Consider the following 17,052-nt stretch of genomic DNA (forward strand, 5'->3'; position numbering starts at 1 on the left):
TTTGCAGTATATGGAGAATACTTTTATGGCTCAGGGCACTGTGAAGTGGTTCAACTCCGAGAAGGGGTTTGGCTTCATCACTCCCGACAACGGCGGCGGCGACGTCTTCGTTCACTACTCCGAGATCCAGGGCAACGGCTTCCGTAGCCTCGAGGAGAACGCTCGCGTTGAGTTCGAGATCGGCCAGGGCCAGAAGGGCCCGCAGGCGACCTCGGTCAACGTGATCTGATCAGGTCTTCGAAAGCAGCCCCCGCCCGTTTCGGGCGGGGGCTGCTTTCGTGCGTGCAACCTCTTGCAACCCTTCCGCGACGGGTGGCGCCGGGTGTCCCATTGAGATGTGACCGAGCGCACAGTGGGCATCGTGGCGAACCCGGCCTCCGGGCGGGACATCCGTCGCCTGGTTGCGAAGGCCTCGGTGTTCCCGACGGCCGAGAAGGCCAACATGGTGCAGCGGATGCTCACCGCGCTGGGTGCGGTCGGCGTCGGCCGGGTGCTGCTGTCGACCGACCTCGCCGGGATCTCCGCCGCTGTTCTGCGTGCAGTCCGGACCAGGCGTGATCCCTGGCCGGACGTGGAGTTCTGCGACCGGGATCAGCTGACCGAGACGGCCCGCGACACCACGAACGCCGTCCGCCGGATGATCGACGACGGTGCCCGCGCGATCGTCTGCCTCGGCGGCGACGGCACCGCGCGGGTGGCTGCAGCCGCGTGCGGCGACGTGCCGCTGCTCCCGCTGTCCACCGGCACCAACAACGCGTTCCCGCAGCTCCGGGAGGCTACGGTCGCCGGGCTGGCCGCTGGTCTCGTCGCGACCGGCGCCGTCGACGCCACCTATCGCGCCGCGGTGCTCGAAGTCGCCGCCGGGGACAGGGTCGAGCTGGCGCTCGTCGACGTGTGTGGCTCCGTGTCCCCGTACGTCGGTTCGCGCGCGTTGTGGGAGCCGGAGCTGCTGACCGAGCTGTTCTGCACTTTCGCCGAGCCCGACGCCATCGGTTTGTCCAGCGTGGCCGGGCAGTTGTGTCCCACCGACCGCGAGACGCCTTCGGGTGTCGCGCTCACCTTCGCCCCGCCTGAGCAGGCCCGCTGGGTCGTGCAAGCGCCGATCGCGCCCGGGCTCGTCGTGCCCGTCGGGGTTCGGGATTTCCGGCGGCTGCCCGCCGGCGAGATCGTCGAGCTCGTGCCGTGCGGGGTCGTCGCCGTGGACGGCGAGCGCGAGCTGGAACTACGACGCGACACCCCCGCCACTGTCCGGCTGCGGCTCGATGGGCCGCGCTGCATCGACGTCACCGCCGCCCTGACTCAGGCGGCGGCGCTGGGTTTGTTGATCACAGAAAGGAACGTCAACGATGACGGACACCTTGCGAACACCCGCCGCGCACGGGCTTGACGCCGACGGGCTGCTCGACGCCTACCGGATGATGCGCACCATCCGTGCGTTCGAGGAACGGGTGCACGACGAGTTCGCGACCGGCGACATCCCCGGGTTCGTGCACCTCTACGCCGGCGAGGAGGCGTCCGCGACCGGCGTGTGCATGCACCTCGACGACCGCGATTCGATCGCCAGCACGCACCGCGGGCACGGGCACTGCATCGCCAAGGGCGTGGACGTCAAGGCGATGATGGCCGAGATCTACGGCCGCAAGACCGGGTCCTGCCACGGCAAGGGCGGTTCCATGCACATCGCCGACCTGTCCAAGGGGATGCTGGGCGCGAACGGCATCGTCGGCGGTGGGCCGCCGCTGATCTGCGGCACTGCGCTGGCCGCGAAGCAGCAGGGCACGGGCGGAGTCGGCGTCGCGTTCTTCGGCGACGGAGCGAGTAACCAGGGCACGACGTGCGAAGCGCTCAACCTCGCTTCGGTGTGGCAGCTCCCGGCTGTCTTCGTCGCCGAAAACAACGGCTACGCCGAGGCCACGTCCAGCACCTGGTCCGTGTCTGCGGACAACATCGCCGACCGGGCTGCCGGGTTCGGGATGCCGGGCGTGATCGTGGACGGGTTCGATTTCTTCGCCGTCTACGAGGCGGCGGGCGAAGCGATCCAGCGCGCCCGCGAAGGTGGCGGCCCCACGCTCATCGAGGTCAAGTTCACCCGCTACTTCGGGCATTTCGAGGGCGACCAGCAGACTTACCGCGCCAGTGAAGTGGCTGACGCGCGCGAGCACCGGGACTGCCTCAAGCGGTTCCGGGCACGCGTCACCGAGACCGACCAACTGGATGAGTCCACTTTGGACTCGGTCGACACGCAGGTGGCCGACCTGATCGAAGCCGCCGTCACCGAGGCCAAGGCGGCGCCGAAACCTGACCGGTCCGATCTCGAGACCGACGTCTACGTCTCGTACTGAAAGGAGCGCGACCATGGCACGCACGATCAGCTACCGCGAGGCGATCAACGAGGCGCTCGCGCAGGAGATGGAACGGGACTCGTCGGTCATCGTGATGGGCGAGGACAACGCCGGCGGGGCGGGCAGCCCCGGCGAAGACGACGCGTGGGGCGGCGTACTCGGTGTCACCAAAGGGCTTTACCACCGGTTCCCGGGCCGGGTGCTGGACACGCCGATCACCGAATCGGCGTTCATCGGCGCCGCGATCGGGGCGGCCACTCGCGGGATGCGGCCGGTGGCGGAGCTCATGTTCATCGACTTCCTCGGCGTCTGTTTCGACCAGATCTTCAACCAGGCGGCCAAGTTCCGCTACATGTTCGGCGGCAAGGCGCAGACCCCGGTAGTGATCCGCACGATGTACGGCGCCGGGCTCCGCGCGGCAGCGCAGCATTCTCAGGCGCTGTACTCGATCTTCACGCACATCCCCGGTCTTAAGGTGGTTGTCCCGTCGAGCCCATACGAGGCGAAGGGGCTGCTGATCCAGTCGATCCGCGACAACGACCCGGTGATCTTCTGCGAGCACAAGGCGTTGTACGACATGAGCGGCGAAGTGCCCGAAGACAGCTACACCATCCCCTTCGGCGAAGCGAACATCGTGCGCGACGGCGACGACGTGACGATCGTGGCCATCGGCCGGATGGTCTCGGTCGCCGAAGCGGCCGCCGCCGAGCTGGCAGGCTCCGGGATCGAGGCCGAGGTCATCGACCCGAGGACCACCAGCCCGCTCGACACCGAGACGATCCTGGAAAGCGTCGACAACACCGGCAGGCTGGTCGTGGTGGACGAGGCGACCCCGCGCTGCAACCTGGCCACCGACATCTCCGCGCTGGTCGCGAAGGAGGCGTTCGGGTCGCTGCGCGCGCCCATCGAGATGGTCACCGCGCCGCACACGCCCGTGCCATTCTCCGACGCGCTCGAAGACCTCTACATCCCCGACGCGCAGCGTGTCGTCAACGCAGCCAAGGCGGTGGCCGGGTGGACCCGATGATCGCCAGGGTGCTGATGCCCAAATGGGGGCTGTCCATGGCGAGCGGCAAGATCACCGAGTGGATCGCGCAGGAGGGTGACGAGATCTCCGACGGCGACGACCTCGCCGACATCGACACCGACAAGATCACCGGCACCCTGGAAGCGTCCGACGAAGGCGTGCTGCGCCGGGTGATCGCGCAGGTCGGCGAGGAAGTGCCGGTCGGCGGGACCATCGCGCTGATCGCTCCGGCCGACGTGACCGAGGAGGAGATCGACGAAGCCGCCCGCCTGGCCCGTGCGGAGCTGGATTCGGGTGCGGTCGCCGAGGTCGCCGGTCCGGTCACGGGCACCGTGCAGGTCGACGGCCGCACGCTCGCCTATGCCACCCTCGGCGAAGGCGACGAGCACGTGGTGCTGATCCACGGGTACGGCGGTGACAAGAACTCCTGGCTGTTCGTGCAGGAGCCGCTTTCCCAGACGCGCACCGTGCACGCGCTGGACCTGCCAGGGCACGGCGAGTCGAGCAAGGACGTCGGTGACGGTTCGCTCGACACGCTGGCGAGCGCGGTGCTGGGTTTCCTTGCCGCGCAAGGGATCGAGCGGGCACACCTGGTCGGGCACTCGCTCGGTGGCGCGGTGGCGGTCGTCGTCGCGGCCAGGGAACCGGGCAAGGTGTCTTCGCTGACCCTGGTGGCGCCCGCCGGGTTCGGCGAGGAGATCAACGCCGGCTACCTGCGCGGGTTCGCCGCCGCCTCGTCCCGCCGTGAGCTGAAACCGCAGCTGGCGGCGCTGTTCGCCGACCCGTCGCAGGCCACCCGCAAACTGGCGGACGACCTGATGAGGTACAAACGGCTCGACGGCGTGGACAAGGTGCTCACCACGCTGCTCGACACGCTGCTGCAGCCGCTCGACGTGCGGCCGCTGTTGTCCGAAGTGGACGTTCCGGTCGAGTTCGTGTGGGGCAACCAGGACTCGGTCATCCCGCCGGGCAACGCGCGCTCGCTCTCGGGGGTGCATTACGTCGAAGGCGCCGGGCACATGGTGCACCTGGAGTCCCCGGCCGCCGTGGTGGACGTGGTGCCCGCGGTGTCACGCTGAGGAGGACGGGACCCTGGCCGGGTCGAGCGGCGGCGACCGCCTGAACAAATCGGACTCGGCACTCACGATCGTCGGTTCGGCGATCGGGTCGAGGCGGTCGTGCGTTGCCCCGACGCGCCCGGGCAGGCGCTGCCTTTTCCACGGCCCCGGCGATCGTGACTCGACGCGGCAACCGGTGAGATACATATCAATAACGCCGACCGCATAACCAGTGCTGATCCCGGCCACCCGGCGGAGTCGATGGCGACGGCCACGGCGACTCGGATACCTTCATGCCGGTGGTAGTTCTGGGCGAGGGGTGGAATTGATGACGAGCACCGCGACGCGACCTGGCGCGCCGACGGCCGAACCGCCGCCCGCGCCCGACGCGCCCACCTCGTCCGAACCCAGCCGATCCGGTCTCGCGGGCCTGCTCGACCTGCCGGTCGCCGCTGTGCGCGGGCTGTCGCGCTCCGTGCGCACCAGCCCCGGCAGGCTCACCTTGATCGGGGTCGGGCTCGTGGTGCTCGCGCTGGTCACCGGGCTCGTCGGCACCATCGCCGTGCAGGGCAAGAAGGACACCATCAACGAGCTGATCGACCACCGCGAACCGCTGACGGCGGCTTCGCAGGAGGTCTACCGCTCGCTGTCGGACGCGGATGCCACCTCGGCCAACGCCTTCCTCGTGGTCGGCGCCGAACCGCCCGAACTACGCGCCCGCTACGACCAGGACATCGCGCGCGCCGGGGCCGCGCTCGCGAAGGCCGCTTCGGACTCCGAAGGCGTGGCCGACGCGGCCACCAAGGTCGACATCATCAGCCGCAACCTGCCCGTCTACACCGGCATCATCGAAACGGCCCGCGCGAACAACCTGCAGGGCTTCCCGGTCGGCGCTTCCTACCTGCGCGAGGCCTCGAACCTGATGCGCGCCACGATCCTGCCCGCCGCCTCGGATCTCTACCACATCGACACCGACCGGCTCGGCGCCGAACAGGACGACGTGAGCGGTTTCCCGTGGTTCAGCACGGTGCTGCTCGTTGTCCTGCTCGCAGCGCTCGTGGCCACCCAGATCTATCTGACGAAGCGGACCAACCGGCTGCTCAACGTCGGTCTCGTCGTGGCGACCGGTGCGATGGTGCTGGTGCTGTTGTGGGGTGCGGTAGCGCTGATCGTCCAGTCCGCGCTGGTCGGCGACGGCCAGAACGACGGCAGCCACCCGGTGGACGTGCTGGTGCGTGCGCGCAGCGCGGCGGTGCAGGGCCGCGCCGACGAGACCATGACGCTGGTCGCGCGCGGCGACGGCGCCGACTACGAGATCAACTTCCAGCAGCTGGCGCCGATCTTCACCGGGCTGCTGCACGAGGCGCAGGGTCTGATGACCGGCGAAGCGGCGAAGCAGATCGACACCGCCGTGTCCGCCGCGGACGCGTGGCTGGTAGCGCACAAGGACGTTCGCGCCAAGGACGACGGCGGCGCGTACTCGGACGCGGTCAAGAAGGCCGTGGACACCTCACTGCCCGACGGTTCCGCTGCCGCGTTCGGCAGACTCGACGACGCGCTGGTCAACGCGATCGACATCGGGCGGCAGAACTTCCTCGACAGCACCCGCGGCGCCGACCGGACGCTCACGTTGCTGGCGCCGGGGGTGGCGGTGCTGGCCGTGGTCGCGGCGGGCGGCGTGACGATGGGGATCCGCGACCGCCTGAGGGAGTACCGGTGAGCAGAAGAAGACTCGCGGCGCTGCTCGTGGCGTTCGCGCTGCTGGGCAGTGCCTGTGGCAGCGCTGGCACGCCGGTCGACCCGGCGCCGGTGGGCAGCGTCGAAGCACCGATGCCGGCCAACGTCGGTGGTGCGGAGCAGACCGCCGGCGGTGGCGCCGCGACCAACTGCGACACCCGCAGCCTCTCGCCGAGTTCGGCGATGCCGTCCGGCTCCACGATGAGCCGGATCAAACAGCGCGGCAGGCTGATCGCCGGAGTGGACCAGACCACTTACCTGTTCGGCTTCCTCAACCCGTCCACCGGGGATCTCGAGGGTTTCGACATCGAGATCGTCAAGCAGATCGCGGACGCCATTTTCGGTACGTGGCAAGGGCACGTGCAGTGGACGGCGATCCCGTCGAAGCAGCGCGAGGACGTGCTGGAGAACCACACCGTGGACGTGGTGGTGCGAACCTACAGCATCACCTGCGACCGGCTGAGCAGGATCAACTTTTCGGCCAACTACTACCAGGCCGGCCAGCGCGTGCTGGTGCGCAAGAACTCCGGGATCACCGGGATGTCCGACCTCGGCGCCAAAAAGGTCTGCGCCGCAAGCAGTTCCACGTCGCTGGCCGCGATCCAGAACGCGCCGGCGAAACCGGTCCCGGTGTCGGTGAGCAACTGGTCCGACTGCCTCGTGCTGCTGCAGCAGGGCCAGGTCGACGCGATCTCCACCGATGACGTGATCCTCGCCGGGATGGCCAAACAGGATCCGAATCTCGAGGTCGTCGGCGACCGGTTCACGCAGGAGAACTACGGGGTCGGGATCGCCAAGGGCCAGGAGGACCTGGTCCGCTTCGTCAACTCCGTGCTCGACAGCATTCGCGGCAACGGGGTCTGGCAGCAGAACTACAACTACTGGGTCGCGCCCGTGCTCGGCCCGGCGTCGCCGCCGAACGTTTCGTACCAGTGAAGGTTGCATGATGTCGGAAGACTCCCGCCCAAGGCACGCGGCACCGGACAACGAGCCGATCTCGGGGCGCCTGGACGGTCTGAGTGAAGACGCCGCCGAGCGCACGACGTTCATCCCGCCGGTCGCGTCGCCGCCAGCCACCCCGCAGCACGCGGCGCCCGAAACCCAGCTGACCAGCGTGCTCGCCACGCCGGCGCCGCCGACGCAGAGCATCATGCCGCCGGCCCCGCCGGTGCAGACCCCGCCCGATAAGGTGGAACTTCCCGATCCCGGCACGGAAAGCGTGCTCCCGGAACGCTCCAGCGACGGCAGGCACACCGGTTCGGGCAGCGGGCCGGTCAGCGGTTCCGGCACCGGGCCGGGCACCGGCACCGGGGCGTTCCCGCACGGTTCGCGGCGCACCGGCCGCCGGACGTCGCGCCGCGGCAGGCTCGGCGCCGGTCTGGTCGACGTGCCGCCGGTGCCCTACCGCGACCCGGCGTCGGCGGTGCTCGCCAACCCCGTGGTGAGCGAGGAAAAACGCTACTGCGGCAACTGTTCGGCGAAGGTCGGCCGCGGTGAGGCCGGGCCCGAGGGCACCTGCGAGAAGTGCGGCACGCCGTACTCGTTCCTGCCCAAGCTTCGCGAGGGCGACCTGCTCGGCGGCCAGTACGAGGTGCTCGGCGCGATCGCGTATGGCGGGCTGGGCTGGATCTACCTGGCAAGGGACCGCAACGTCAACGACCGCTGGGTCGTCCTCAAAGGACTGATCGACACCGGCGACGCGACGGCGGTCGCCGCGGCGGTGAACGAGACCCGGTTCCTGGCCGAGGTCGAGCATCCGAACATCGTCAAGATCTACAACTTCGTGCAGCATCCCGACCCCACGACCGGCCATTCCGTCGGGTACATCGTGATGGAGTACGTCGGCGGCCAGTCGCTGCGGCAGCTCGCGCTCGCGCACTACCGCGAAGCCGGCCGCCCCGAACCGCTGCCGATCGCGCAGGTGCTGGCGTACGGGCTGGAGATCCTGCCCGCGCTGGGCTACCTGCACAGCCAGAACATGCTGTACTGCGATCTCAAGCCGGACAACGTGATCCAGACCCACGAGCAGCTCAAGCTGATCGACCTCGGCGCGGTGCGGCGGCTCGACGACTACGAAAGCCCGCTGTTCTTCACCACCGGTTACAGCGCGCCGGAACTGGCCACCCAGGGCGCGTCGATCGCGTCGGACCTCTACACGGTCGGCCGCACGCTGGCGGTATTGAGCTTCGAGTTCAACGGTTACACCACGAAGTTCAAGGACTCGCTGCCCAGCCCGGACGCCGTCCCGCTGTTCAAGCTCTTCGGTTCCTACCACCGCTTCCTCAAGCGTGCGACGCATCGCGACCCGGACCGCCGGTTCATCACGGCCGAGGACATGGCCGACCAGCTTTCCGGTGTGCTGCGCGAAATCTTGGCGATGGGCACCGGTCGGCCGCGGCCGGGAGCGTCCACTGTGTTCGGTCCGGAGACCAACAGCTTCGGGGTGGGCATCGTGGTGCCCGACCCCGGCGCGCCGGTGCCGCTGCCCGGTGCCGGCGAGGTTGTGGCCGGCTTGCCGATCCCGCAGGTGGACACCAGCGACCCGGCGGCCGGTGTGCTCGCGACGATGGCGGCGGTCGACCCGCAGGGCGCGATCGACTCACTGGCGAGCGCGCCGGGCCAATCGATCGAGGTGCGGCTGCGCATCGTGCGCGCCCGGATCGAGCTCGGCGAACTGGCCGAGGCGAGCAGGCAACTGCAGGCCGCCCAGTACCTCGCGATCCGTGCCGGCTACCCGCACGACTGGCGGATCGACTGGCACCGCGGGCTGATCGAGCTGGCCGGCGGACGGCAGCGCGTCGCACAGGTCGCGTTCGAAGCGGTGTACGACGACCTGCCCGGCGAGATCGCACCGAAGCTCGCGCTCGCGGTGAGCGCGGAAGGCGTCGGCGACTACTTCGCGGCCTCGCGGCTGTACGAGCTGGTGTGGCGCACCGACCGGTCGTACGTGAGTGCTGCTTTCGGCCTGGCTCGGGTCTATCTGGCGCAGGGCGCGCGGACGAGCGCCGTCGAGGTGCTGGAATCCGTGCCCGCTTCGTCCACGCACTTCGTCGCGGCGCAGGTGACGGCGATCAAGATCAAGACCAGGGTGAACGGCAACGCCGTGGTGTCCGAAGGCGACCTCGCCGACGCGAGCGCCCGCCTGGACAGGCTGAGCCTGGACGCCGAGCGTCGCACCAGGATGGCGGCGGAGGTGCTGGAGGCGGCGTTCCAGTGGGTGCAGTCCGCTCCGCCGGGACATCGGACAGGCACCAGGGTGCTGGGCCTCCCACTGTCCGAAAGGGACGTTCGCTTCGGACTGGAAAGCTGTTACCGCACCCTGGCCCGCCTCGCCCACAGCCAGGAGGACCGCATCGAGCTGGTGGACCGCGCCAACGCCATCCGCCCGCGCACACTCACCTGACCGATCAGGGGTTGATGTCCCAGTCCTCGCGCGCCCGGCCGCCCGTCTGTGAAAACTTCTCGAGCGCGTCCGGATGCCCGTGCGTGGTGAAATGCTCGAAGCTGACCTCGACGAACAGCGCGCGGGCGCGGAGCGCCACCGGCCCGTCCTCGGCGTCGAGGTGGCCGTTGGCGCTGGCGTAGATCTTGCGTCCGGCGACCCCGTCGAGTTTTGCCACGATGTGCAGCGTCGAGCCCACCGGAACCGGCCGCAGGAAGTCGGTCTCCAGCTTCCCGGTCACCGCGGGCCGTCGCCGCAGATTTCCCACCGCGGAACCGAGTGCCTCGTCGAACGCGCAGGCCAGCAGCCCGCCGTGGGCCAGCCCCGGCGCGCCCTGGTGCGCGTCGGTGACCTCGAACTGCGAGCGCACCACGTGGCCTTCCCCGACGGTGGAAGTCATGTGCAGCCCGCTCTCGATGTCTCCGCAGCCGAAGCACTCGTCGTAGTGCCTCGGCAGCTTGACGCCGGGCCCTGGCGCGTCAGGGTGCAACTCCGACGGCTCTGTCTCCACCGGAGGCCAGGGCGGAGTGCGCCGGCCGGTGCGGGGTGCCTCGCTCATCTGACCAAGTTAACGCGGTGCGCCCGTCGGCTCGCGCATACCCCGTCCTCGAAGAGACAAGAACCACGAGACGCGAGAAAATTACTACCAATGGCGAGGATGCCACTAAGGTCGCAACCTTGATCGCTGGTACGGAACTGTGGACGAGGAGGTCGGGGCGCATGGCAGAAGCAGTGACTCAAGAATCGGAAATCGACCAGAGAACGGTGAAACGGGCCGTTCTGGCGTCCGCGATGGGTAACGCGACCGAATGGTACGACTACGGTGTGTTCACCTCCGGTGCGATTGCGACGGCGATCGGCACGGTGTTCTTCCCCGGCGAAGGCAATGCCGTTCTCAAGTCGCTGGCACTGGTCGCGATCGGGTTCGTGGTTAGGCCGTTCGGCGGAGCGTTCTTCGGCCCTTTGGGCGACAAGATCGGTCGGCAAAAGGTTCTGGCGATCACGATTCTGCTGATGTCCGGCTGTACGTTCCTGGTCGGCTGCCTGCCGACCTACGCCGGCGGTTACGCGATCGGCATCGGGGCACCGATCCTGGTCCTGCTGCTGCGGTTGATCCAGGGCTTCTCGACCGGTGGTGAGTACGGCGGCGCGGCGACGTTCATCGCCGAGTACGCGCCGACCAGGCGCCGGGGCTTCTTCGGCAGCTTCCTGGAGATGGGCACCCTGGCCGGCTACGTGCTGGGCAACGTCGTCGTGCTGGCGGTGACCCTGTCGTTCACTTCGGACCAGGTGACGAGCTGGGCCTGGCGGATCCCGTTCTTCGTCGCGCTGCCGCTGGGTCTGGTCGGGCTTTACCTCCGGTCCAAGCTCGAGGACACGCCGGAGTTCCGGCGCATGGAGAAGGCCGGCGAGAAGGCGGAGAAGGCGCCGCTGCTGGAGACGCTGACCCAGAACTGGCGCATGATCCTGAACCTGATCGGCATCGTGTTGCTGCTCAACATCGCCGACTACATGTTGCTGACGACGATGCCGACCTACTTCACGGATACGTTGAAGATCAACGACAACACCTCGACCCTGATCATCATCGGGGTGGAGATCGTGCAGATGATCCTGATCGCCCCGCTGGGCGCGCTGTCCGACCGGATCGGCCGGAAGCCATTGCTGCTGACGGCCGCGATCGGTTACATCGTGCTGAGCTACCCGTCGATCAAGCTGATGCAGAGCGGCAACATCGCGCTGCTGGTGGTCGGTTTCGGCATCGTGGCACTACTGCTGGTGCTGATGCTCGCCGTGATCGGCTCGACCTTCCCGCTGATGTTCCCGACGCGGGTGCGGTACGGCTCCTTCGCGATCGGCTACAACGTGTCCACCTCGCTGTTCGGTGGCACCTGTGGCGTGATCGTGACCGCGCTGATCCACGGCACCGGCAACGAGGACTGGCCGGCGTTCTACCTGATGGTCGCCGCGGCGATCGCGCTCGTGCCGATCATCAGGATCCCGGAGACCGCGCGGGTGCCGATGGCCAAGATCAACCTGCAGGCGACGCCGTCCCAGGGGCTGAGCGCCGCCGCGAACTGATTGCGGGACAAGGAAAAGCCCCGTCCTCCGAGGAGGGCGGGGCACTTTCTTGCTCACTTCACTCGGTGACCTCGGCGATGGCCTCGGGACGAGGAATGAAGCGGCGTCGCGACCAGGTCACCAACAGCGCCGCGATACCAACGGCAAGGCCACCCTCCACGAACAGCGCCGTGAACACCATGTGCTTCCTCCTCGGAGTCTTTCCGGCCGGCATGGACCGCGCGCGGTCGCCGGGTTCGGGATTTGGTCGGACCACTTGCTTGGCCCACTAGTTCATCGCCGCTGAGGCCCCGGGTATTTCGCCGATACCTGGCGTTGAGCGGTGATGTGCGCCACGGCAAGATAGGCGGTACCGCGTGGGAGGAGACGGCGGCAAATGACCGACAGGACAGACACACCCAGCGTGGCGGAAGCCGCGAGGCTGCTCGACGACATGACCCAGCAGATGACCCCCGTGCCCGCACTGCTGGACGAACACGAGGTCACCGAGAAGATCGAGGTGATCCCGCCGGCCGATTCCAATCTCGAAGGGCACGTCTTCTGAGTACGAACGGCGATGGCCCGCCCGGATTCGCGTCCGGGCGGGCCATCGCCGTTTTCGGGCTCAGCTGTTGAGCGCGGAGAGTTTCGTCCAGTCGTCCCAGGAATAGGTCCAGTCCGAGTAGTCCCCGTCCTTGGCCGACAGTTGTTGCGTGCTGCCGGTGATTTCCACCGGGTCCCCGGTGAGCACCCCGTCGTAATAGATTTTCGCGTTCGCCGGTGACAGGTTCAGGCAGCCGTGCGAGATGTTCTTCTTTCCCTGCGCCCACACCGATGCCGCGAGCCCGTGGATGAACTCGCCGTTGTTGGAGATCCGCACCGCCCACGGCACATTCACATCGGTGTAGCCGTAGCGCGGGTTGCTCATCGAATACACCGGGTACTTGGACATCACGACGTGGATGCCGCTGTGCGTCACCCGGCCCGGGTCCGAGTCGAGCCCGTAGCTGACCGGGTAGTCCGCGATCTGCACGCCGTCCCTGATCACCTGCATCCGGTGCGTGGTGGTGTCGCCCTTGACGATCTGCGAGCGGCCGATCGTGAACGTGGACGTCAGGTCCTGCTTGCCGTACGTCCCATCGCCTATCTTGACTCCGTAGATGTTCGCGTTGACGGTGACCTTCGTGCCGGGCTGGAAGTACGCCTTCGGCCGCCAGTGCACCTGGGTGTCGGACAGCCAGGCCCACGAGCCCTCGGTCTTCGGCGTGGTCTCGACCGACAGCGCGCGCTCGGCGGCGGCCTTGTCGGTGACCTTGCTGGTGAACGTGAGCGCGATCGGCATCGCGATGCCGTAGGTCTGCCCGTCGCCGACGTTGAGGCTGCCGGAGATCTGCCGCTTCGGCGTGACCGTGCCGAAGGAACCGGTGAGCTGGACCGGCTTGCCGTCACTGCCGACGGCGCTGCCGGACCAGGTGTACGTCTTGCTGTAACCGAGGTCCTCGGTGGTGGTCCAGGTGTGTTTGTCGGCGGCGAGCCGGCCCGCCACCTGTTTGCCATCGGCGTTCGTGAGCGCGACGTTCTGCAGCTCGCCGTCCGCGACCGTCACCGTGACCGGCTCGCCTGGCGCTACGTCCTGTGCGCCGTTCGCCGGGGTGGTGGTCAGCTTGGCGGATTCCGCCTGCGCGGGCGCGGCGCCGCCGGCGGGCGCCTGGGTGTTCGTCGTCGTGGTGTCCGAGCCGCTGGTGCAGGCGCTGAGCCCGAGCACCGCGGCCAGGCCAAGGCCGATCAGCGCGGTCTTGAGTCTTGTCACCGGTTGGTTCCCCTTTTCCCCATTTGCTCAATCAGACGCCGCTGCGCGCTCGGACGTTGACACAAGGGGCTGTGATGCAGGTCACTTTTGCTGCGAACGTCCGAAGGATGATCAGCCTATCGGGCGCATGCCTGATCTTCGTACGCCGAGTTGTACGACGTTTAGGTGACATCAAGGGAGCGGCCGGATAGGGGTTCAGATTTCGCCAGATCCCGGTACGCTGCCCCTAGGCCGTCGTTTTGCGTGTTAGTGGCTTCACACTCGCGGAACTTCTGACGCGAGCCCGGAGCCGCACGCTCTTTGCTCGTCTCGTTGGAACCGCCCGGGGCGGCCCGGGTGTCGCTACGGCGGCAGCCGATGCGGATGTAACGAGGAGTAAAGCGGTGGCGCAAGGCACTGTGAAGTGGTTCAACGCCGAGAAAGGCTTCGGCTTCATCGCCCAGGATGGCGGCGAGGGTGACGTCTTCGTGCACTACTCGGAGATCGATGGGCGCGGCTTCCGCACCCTCGAGGAGAACCAGCGCGTTGAGTTCGAGGTCGGTCAGGGCCAGAAGGGCCCCCAGGCCCAGAAGGTGCGCGTCATCTGACGTCGTTCCTGTTCTGAACGTCGCAAGCCCCCGGCGGGATTCCGCCGGGGGCTTGTTTTCGTTGTCGGGGCCAGGTTTTCGGGGGATTTCCTGGGGGCGGGGGTCTTGCGGGGTCAGACCTGCTGGGGGTCCCAGGTCTTGTCGAAGAAGTGCTGGTCGGTGTGGGCGTCGCCGGTGTGGTCGGCGAACTGCCGCCGCTGCGAGGAGGCGGCCTGGGCTTCCCACGACAGGCGCTCGAGCACCCAGTCGCGTGCCAGCGCCTGCGGGGACGTCCCGCGTTCGTCGGCGAGTTCGCGCAGCTGGGAGCTGGCGACCAGGTTCATGCGGAGCTGGTACACCTGCGCTTCGCCGAAGCGCTTGCCGGTACCAGTGCTTTCCGGTCCCGCTTCGGGGGCGAGCGCGGCCAGGTAGCTGGTCAGTTCGTGGTCTTCGACGGCGGCCTCGGCTTCCTTGGCCGGCGAGTTCCGGTGTCGACCGGGGTTCACCGGCTTCAGGTTGGTCCGGGTGTTGCCGCGGCGTCCTATAGATGGGAGAGGCACCCGGCCACGATAACGTTTAGATCTCGCCGCCCACCCCTTTGTGACCCACAACACACTCAGCGGAGCCTCAGATTGCGCCATTCAGGCGCTCGCCGCCCCCACATGGCCCAGCGTGAACCAAACTGTCCGTTATCCGCCCAGGTCAACCACCAACAACACATCGACCAACCAAGTGAGCTTTTGGCGCGCCGGGGTCCGCTGGGGGCTCGGCCTCGCAGGGAATAAGGGCCCCGCGAAGCGGCAGCCGCCGCGAGTAGGAATGGAGAGGCCCCCGCGCCAGGGGGAGGAACGCGGGGGCCGGAGGGGATCTCCACAGGCGCTGACCGGGGGTGTGTCAGCAAGTCGATTGTTACATGAGTTCGGCCGCGGACGCGAGTGGTCGAGGCAAGTTTTTCGGTCGTTGCGTCATCTCCTGGTCGCTGTGCGTTCACCTGCGATGGTGGCTGTCTGTCGTGGTCAGGATGGGGCAGGTTCACTCTGCGGGGGGCTGTGGTGGAGATATTCCGCTGACTAGCCTCGCGGCCAAGTCGCTTGTGAACGAGTCGTCTTGGAGGGGCTATGAGCGGGTCTGTGGAAGTTCGACAGTTCCTCCTTCGGTATGAAGGCGCCGACGGTGGGGTGCCTTCGCAGCGTGCCGGCGGGGCCGATGCGCCGCGGGTCTCGGATGATCAGGTGCGGCGGGCACGGCTGGCTGTGGCCGCGGGCGCGACCGATGCGGCGGACTGCGCCCAGCTGCTGGACATGCTCGGCCTGATTCCTGACGAGGACGGTCAGAACCCGGCCCAACGCTAGCCCGCGAACAGTGACGCGGGCCACGTTCGGCCCAGTGGCGCCGAAATCGCGGCTGTTCGGCGTACCGTGAGTGGATCCGTGCAGGTCAACCCTTGTTCGCGGGCTTAGGGGATACCGGTTTGGAAGGGCTGAAAGGCGTGCCCTATGCTGGTAATCGCTCCCGGGGGGACCTGAGAGCGCGGTCGGTCGGTTCGCCGAAACCGGCCGAGCTCCCATCGTCCAGCGGCCTAGGACTCCGCCCTTTCAAGGCGGCAACGCGGGTTCGAATCCCGTTGGGAGTACGCAGTACAAGCAAGGCCCTGTGGCGCAGTTGGTTAGCGCGTCGCCCTGTCACGGCGAAGGTCGCGGGTTCGAGTCCCGTCAGGGTCGCAATAGCGTCTGGCTCCCAGCCGGCGTTTCCGGCCAGGTAGCTCAGTTGGTACGAGCGTCCGCCTGAAAAGCGGAAGGTCGCCGGTTCGACCCCGGCCCTGGCCACTTTGATGACCAGCGCAAACAGCCCCCGCCGTGTTCGGCGGGGGCTGTTTCGCGTCGGGCCTTGTTTTGGTTGGCCCACATGGCCGATCCGCGATGCTCGCCGGGTGCGTACGACGTGGTCCTGGCCCAACCCGGCTGCTTTGGACAAGTGGCTGCGCCTGCTGAAGCCGGATGGCCGCCTGGTGTTGATCGAGGCGCGCTGGCTCACCGGAGCTGATCGGGATGTCCGTTGTGGACACGACCGCCCCGCCGGGAAGGCGGAGCGGTCGGTGCTGCCTGGGATCAGGTGGTGCGGAGCAGCTCGTTGAAGAACGTGCGGTAGCGCTGAAGCGCGACACGCAGGTCTTCCGTTGCGACGGATTCTCCTTGCTGCACTGGCTTTCCAGTACCCGCTTGTGCTCGGCGAACGTCGTCGCCAGCGTCTGGATCACCTCGGCGACCAGCTGGTCGGCGTCGTGCACCGCCTCGCGGGGGTCGTCGACGAACCCGGTCTGCAGTGAGCGCCATCTGTCCAGGAAGTCCTCGACCTTGTCCCGTTCGAAGAGTTCGATCTCCGGCTCTGCGAGGTCCTCCGTGGTCAAACCCTCCGCCTTCATCTCACTTGCTCCCCTCGCGCTCACCGAGCAGGTCGTCGAACACGGTCCGGTAGTGCACCATCGCCTTGCGCAGCGACTCCGTGTCGGCATTGGTCTTTTCGTGGCCGTGCAAGGTTTCCCGCGCTGTCCGGTAGTGCTCCAGGGTGCGCGCGTGCTCGACCGACAGGTCGCTGGCCTGCTGCTCGTAGCCCTCTGTCGGGTAGCCGCGGTCGGCCATCAGCTGCGTCAGCACCCGGTCCGCCTCGACGATCGCGTCGCCGGGACGGTCCACGAACCGTTCCTGGATCAGCGACCACTGCTGCCGGTAGTGCACCCGCGCCGAGTCGGAAAGTGGCTGGATGTCGAGCTTGTCGTGCCGCTTCTGCCGCTCCAGCAACTCCTTTTCGGCCTTGATCCGGTTCGGGCTCTCCTGCACCGTCCGCTCGTACTCGGGTCCGAACGTCTCGCGTAGCCGACGGCGCCGCTGGGCCCCCCGGTCCACGTTCGGGTGTCCTCGCTGACCGGGTGAAAACGCTTTCCGGGCGCTGAATCGGTGCAGGTGACTGCGTCCGGAGCCGCGGTATGGCGCAGTCGGCCCAATCCTGGCG

At 67.8% G+C, this 17,052-nt stretch carries 18 protein-coding genes and 3 tRNA genes; 16 read left to right on the forward strand and 5 right to left on the reverse strand.

The features are described from left to right. Positions 1-25: 25 nt before the first annotated feature. From VHD82_RS28920 to VHD82_RS28955, 8 genes are all read left to right on the forward strand, one after another. Positions 26-229: a cold-shock protein gene (locus tag VHD82_RS28920; RefSeq protein WP_325710983.1), complete on the forward strand. Its 204-nt coding sequence runs from the start codon at positions 26-28 to the stop codon at positions 227-229. Positions 230-337: 108 nt separating this feature from the next. Then, positions 338-1,387, forward strand: a complete 1,050-nt coding sequence (locus tag VHD82_RS28925; RefSeq protein WP_325710986.1) for an ATP-NAD kinase family protein — start codon at positions 338-340, stop codon at positions 1,385-1,387. Beyond that, entirely contained in the window at positions 1,347-2,342 is a 996-nt protein-coding gene (locus VHD82_RS28930; protein ID WP_325710990.1) for a thiamine pyrophosphate-dependent dehydrogenase E1 component subunit alpha, read from the forward strand. Before VHD82_RS28925 ends, VHD82_RS28930 begins: the two co-directional genes overlap by 41 nt. A 13-nt stretch (positions 2,343-2,355) precedes the next feature. Continuing rightward, complete coding sequence (locus tag VHD82_RS28935; RefSeq protein WP_325710994.1) at positions 2,356-3,369, forward strand: alpha-ketoacid dehydrogenase subunit beta; 1,014 nt, start codon at positions 2,356-2,358, stop codon at positions 3,367-3,369. Further along, a complete protein-coding gene (locus VHD82_RS28940; protein WP_325711162.1) occupies positions 3,366-4,448 on the forward strand; it encodes an acetoin dehydrogenase dihydrolipoyllysine-residue acetyltransferase subunit in 1,083 nt (360 codons plus the stop codon). Before VHD82_RS28935 ends, VHD82_RS28940 begins: the two co-directional genes overlap by 4 nt. 307 nt (positions 4,449-4,755) lie before the next feature. Beyond that, the gene (locus tag VHD82_RS28945) at positions 4,756-6,147 is read left to right on the forward strand and encodes a hypothetical protein (RefSeq protein ID WP_325710997.1); all 1,392 of its coding nucleotides are present in this window, start codon (positions 4,756-4,758) and stop codon (positions 6,145-6,147) included. Further along, positions 6,144-7,100, forward strand: coding sequence for a glutamate ABC transporter substrate-binding protein (locus VHD82_RS28950; RefSeq protein ID WP_325710999.1), 957 nt, complete (start codon positions 6,144-6,146; stop codon positions 7,098-7,100). Before VHD82_RS28945 ends, VHD82_RS28950 begins: the two co-directional genes overlap by 4 nt. Before the next feature lie 7 nt (positions 7,101-7,107). Further along, positions 7,108-9,567: a serine/threonine-protein kinase gene (locus VHD82_RS28955; RefSeq protein WP_325711002.1), complete on the forward strand. Its 2,460-nt coding sequence runs from the start codon at positions 7,108-7,110 to the stop codon at positions 9,565-9,567. Positions 9,568-9,571: 4 nt separating this feature from the next. Here the strand turns inward: VHD82_RS28955 and VHD82_RS28960 are convergent, their stop codons facing one another. Then, on the reverse strand, positions 9,572-10,165 hold the full coding sequence (locus tag VHD82_RS28960; RefSeq protein WP_325711005.1) for a PaaI family thioesterase: 594 nt from the start codon (positions 10,163-10,165) through the stop codon (positions 9,572-9,574). Positions 10,166-10,398: 233 nt separating this feature from the next. Here VHD82_RS28960 and VHD82_RS28965 point away from each other — a divergent pair, with 233 nt between their 5' ends. Beyond that, on the forward strand, positions 10,399-11,688 hold the full coding sequence (locus VHD82_RS28965; RefSeq protein WP_325711008.1) for an MFS transporter: 1,290 nt from the start codon (positions 10,399-10,401) through the stop codon (positions 11,686-11,688). A 58-nt stretch (positions 11,689-11,746) separates the two neighbouring features. Here the strand turns inward: VHD82_RS28965 and VHD82_RS28970 are convergent, their stop codons facing one another. Continuing rightward, the gene (locus tag VHD82_RS28970; protein WP_325711011.1) at positions 11,747-11,869 is read right to left on the reverse strand and encodes a hypothetical protein; all 123 of its coding nucleotides are present in this window, start codon (positions 11,867-11,869) and stop codon (positions 11,747-11,749) included. A gap of 195 nt (positions 11,870-12,064) precedes the next feature. Between VHD82_RS28970 and VHD82_RS28975 the strand changes: the two genes are divergently transcribed. Further along, positions 12,065-12,232: a hypothetical protein gene (locus tag VHD82_RS28975; RefSeq protein ID WP_325711014.1), complete on the forward strand. Its 168-nt coding sequence runs from the start codon at positions 12,065-12,067 to the stop codon at positions 12,230-12,232. Positions 12,233-12,292: 60 nt separating this feature from the next. Here the strand turns inward: VHD82_RS28975 and VHD82_RS28980 are convergent, their stop codons facing one another. Beyond that, positions 12,293-13,477 (reverse strand): L,D-transpeptidase, encoded by a 1,185-nt coding sequence (locus VHD82_RS28980; protein WP_325711016.1) that lies wholly within the window; start codon positions 13,475-13,477, stop codon positions 12,293-12,295. A gap of 383 nt (positions 13,478-13,860) precedes the next feature. On the opposite strand from VHD82_RS28980, the gene VHD82_RS28985 reads away from it, so the two are divergent. After that, on the forward strand, positions 13,861-14,064 hold the full coding sequence (locus VHD82_RS28985) for a cold-shock protein (RefSeq protein WP_027941311.1): 204 nt from the start codon (positions 13,861-13,863) through the stop codon (positions 14,062-14,064). A 113-nt stretch (positions 14,065-14,177) separates the two neighbouring features. Here the strand turns inward: VHD82_RS28985 and VHD82_RS28990 are convergent, their stop codons facing one another. Further along, complete coding sequence (locus VHD82_RS28990; protein ID WP_325711019.1) at positions 14,178-14,603, reverse strand: hypothetical protein; 426 nt, start codon at positions 14,601-14,603, stop codon at positions 14,178-14,180. Positions 14,604-15,161: 558 nt separating this feature from the next. On the opposite strand from VHD82_RS28990, the gene VHD82_RS28995 reads away from it, so the two are divergent. From VHD82_RS28995 to VHD82_RS29015, 5 genes are all read left to right on the forward strand, one after another. Beyond that, positions 15,162-15,395 carry a hypothetical protein gene (locus tag VHD82_RS28995; protein WP_325711022.1) on the forward strand — a complete coding sequence of 78 codons (234 nt, stop codon included), beginning with the start codon at positions 15,162-15,164 and terminating at the stop codon, positions 15,393-15,395. Between the two features lie 208 nt (positions 15,396-15,603). Continuing rightward, positions 15,604-15,676: transfer RNA gene (locus VHD82_RS29000), tRNA-Glu, on the forward strand. Positions 15,677-15,690: 14 nt separating this feature from the next. Beyond that, positions 15,691-15,764: transfer RNA gene (locus VHD82_RS29005), tRNA-Asp, on the forward strand. Between the two features lie 31 nt (positions 15,765-15,795). Next, a tRNA-Phe gene (locus VHD82_RS29010) sits at positions 15,796-15,869 on the forward strand. Positions 15,870-16,219: 350 nt separating this feature from the next. Beyond that, positions 16,220-16,369, forward strand: coding sequence for a hypothetical protein (locus VHD82_RS29015; protein ID WP_325711025.1), 150 nt, complete (start codon positions 16,220-16,222; stop codon positions 16,367-16,369). A 97-nt stretch (positions 16,370-16,466) separates the two neighbouring features. On the opposite strand, the gene VHD82_RS29020 is transcribed toward VHD82_RS29015, so the two are convergent. Next, positions 16,467-16,946: a hypothetical protein gene (locus VHD82_RS29020; protein WP_325711028.1), complete on the reverse strand. Its 480-nt coding sequence runs from the start codon at positions 16,944-16,946 to the stop codon at positions 16,467-16,469. Between the last annotated feature and the right edge of the window lie 106 nt (positions 16,947-17,052).

The sequence above is a fragment of the Amycolatopsis sp. genome, from assembly GCF_035546795.1.
GTDB lineage: Bacteria > Actinomycetota > Actinomycetes > Mycobacteriales > Pseudonocardiaceae > Amycolatopsis_E.

Bases quoted from the DNA above. Each gene is read 5' to 3' on its own strand.
- VHD82_RS28920 (WP_325710983.1), top strand. From the start codon at position 26: ATGGCTCAGGGCACTGTGAAGTGGTTCAACTCCGAGAAGGGGTTTGGC.
- VHD82_RS28930 (WP_325710990.1), top strand. From the start codon at position 1,347: ATGACGGACACCTTGCGAACACCCGCCGCGCACGGGCTTGACGCCGAC.
- VHD82_RS28935 (WP_325710994.1), top strand. From the start codon at position 2,356: ATGGCACGCACGATCAGCTACCGCGAGGCGATCAACGAGGCGCTCGCG.
- VHD82_RS28940 (WP_325711162.1), top strand. From the start codon at position 3,366: ATGATCGCCAGGGTGCTGATGCCCAAATGGGGGCTGTCCATGGCGAGC.
- VHD82_RS28945 (WP_325710997.1), top strand. From the start codon at position 4,756: ATGACGAGCACCGCGACGCGACCTGGCGCGCCGACGGCCGAACCGCCG.
- VHD82_RS28955 (WP_325711002.1), top strand. From the start codon at position 7,108: ATGATGTCGGAAGACTCCCGCCCAAGGCACGCGGCACCGGACAACGAG.
- VHD82_RS28960 (WP_325711005.1), bottom strand. From the start codon at position 10,165: ATGAGCGAGGCACCCCGCACCGGCCGGCGCACTCCGCCCTGGCCTCCG.
- VHD82_RS28965 (WP_325711008.1), top strand. From the start codon at position 10,399: ATGGGTAACGCGACCGAATGGTACGACTACGGTGTGTTCACCTCCGGT.
- VHD82_RS28970 (WP_325711011.1), bottom strand. From the start codon at position 11,869: ATGGTGTTCACGGCGCTGTTCGTGGAGGGTGGCCTTGCCGTTGGTATC.
- VHD82_RS28975 (WP_325711014.1), top strand. From the start codon at position 12,065: ATGACCGACAGGACAGACACACCCAGCGTGGCGGAAGCCGCGAGGCTG.
- VHD82_RS28995 (WP_325711022.1), top strand. From the start codon at position 15,162: ATGAGCGGGTCTGTGGAAGTTCGACAGTTCCTCCTTCGGTATGAAGGC.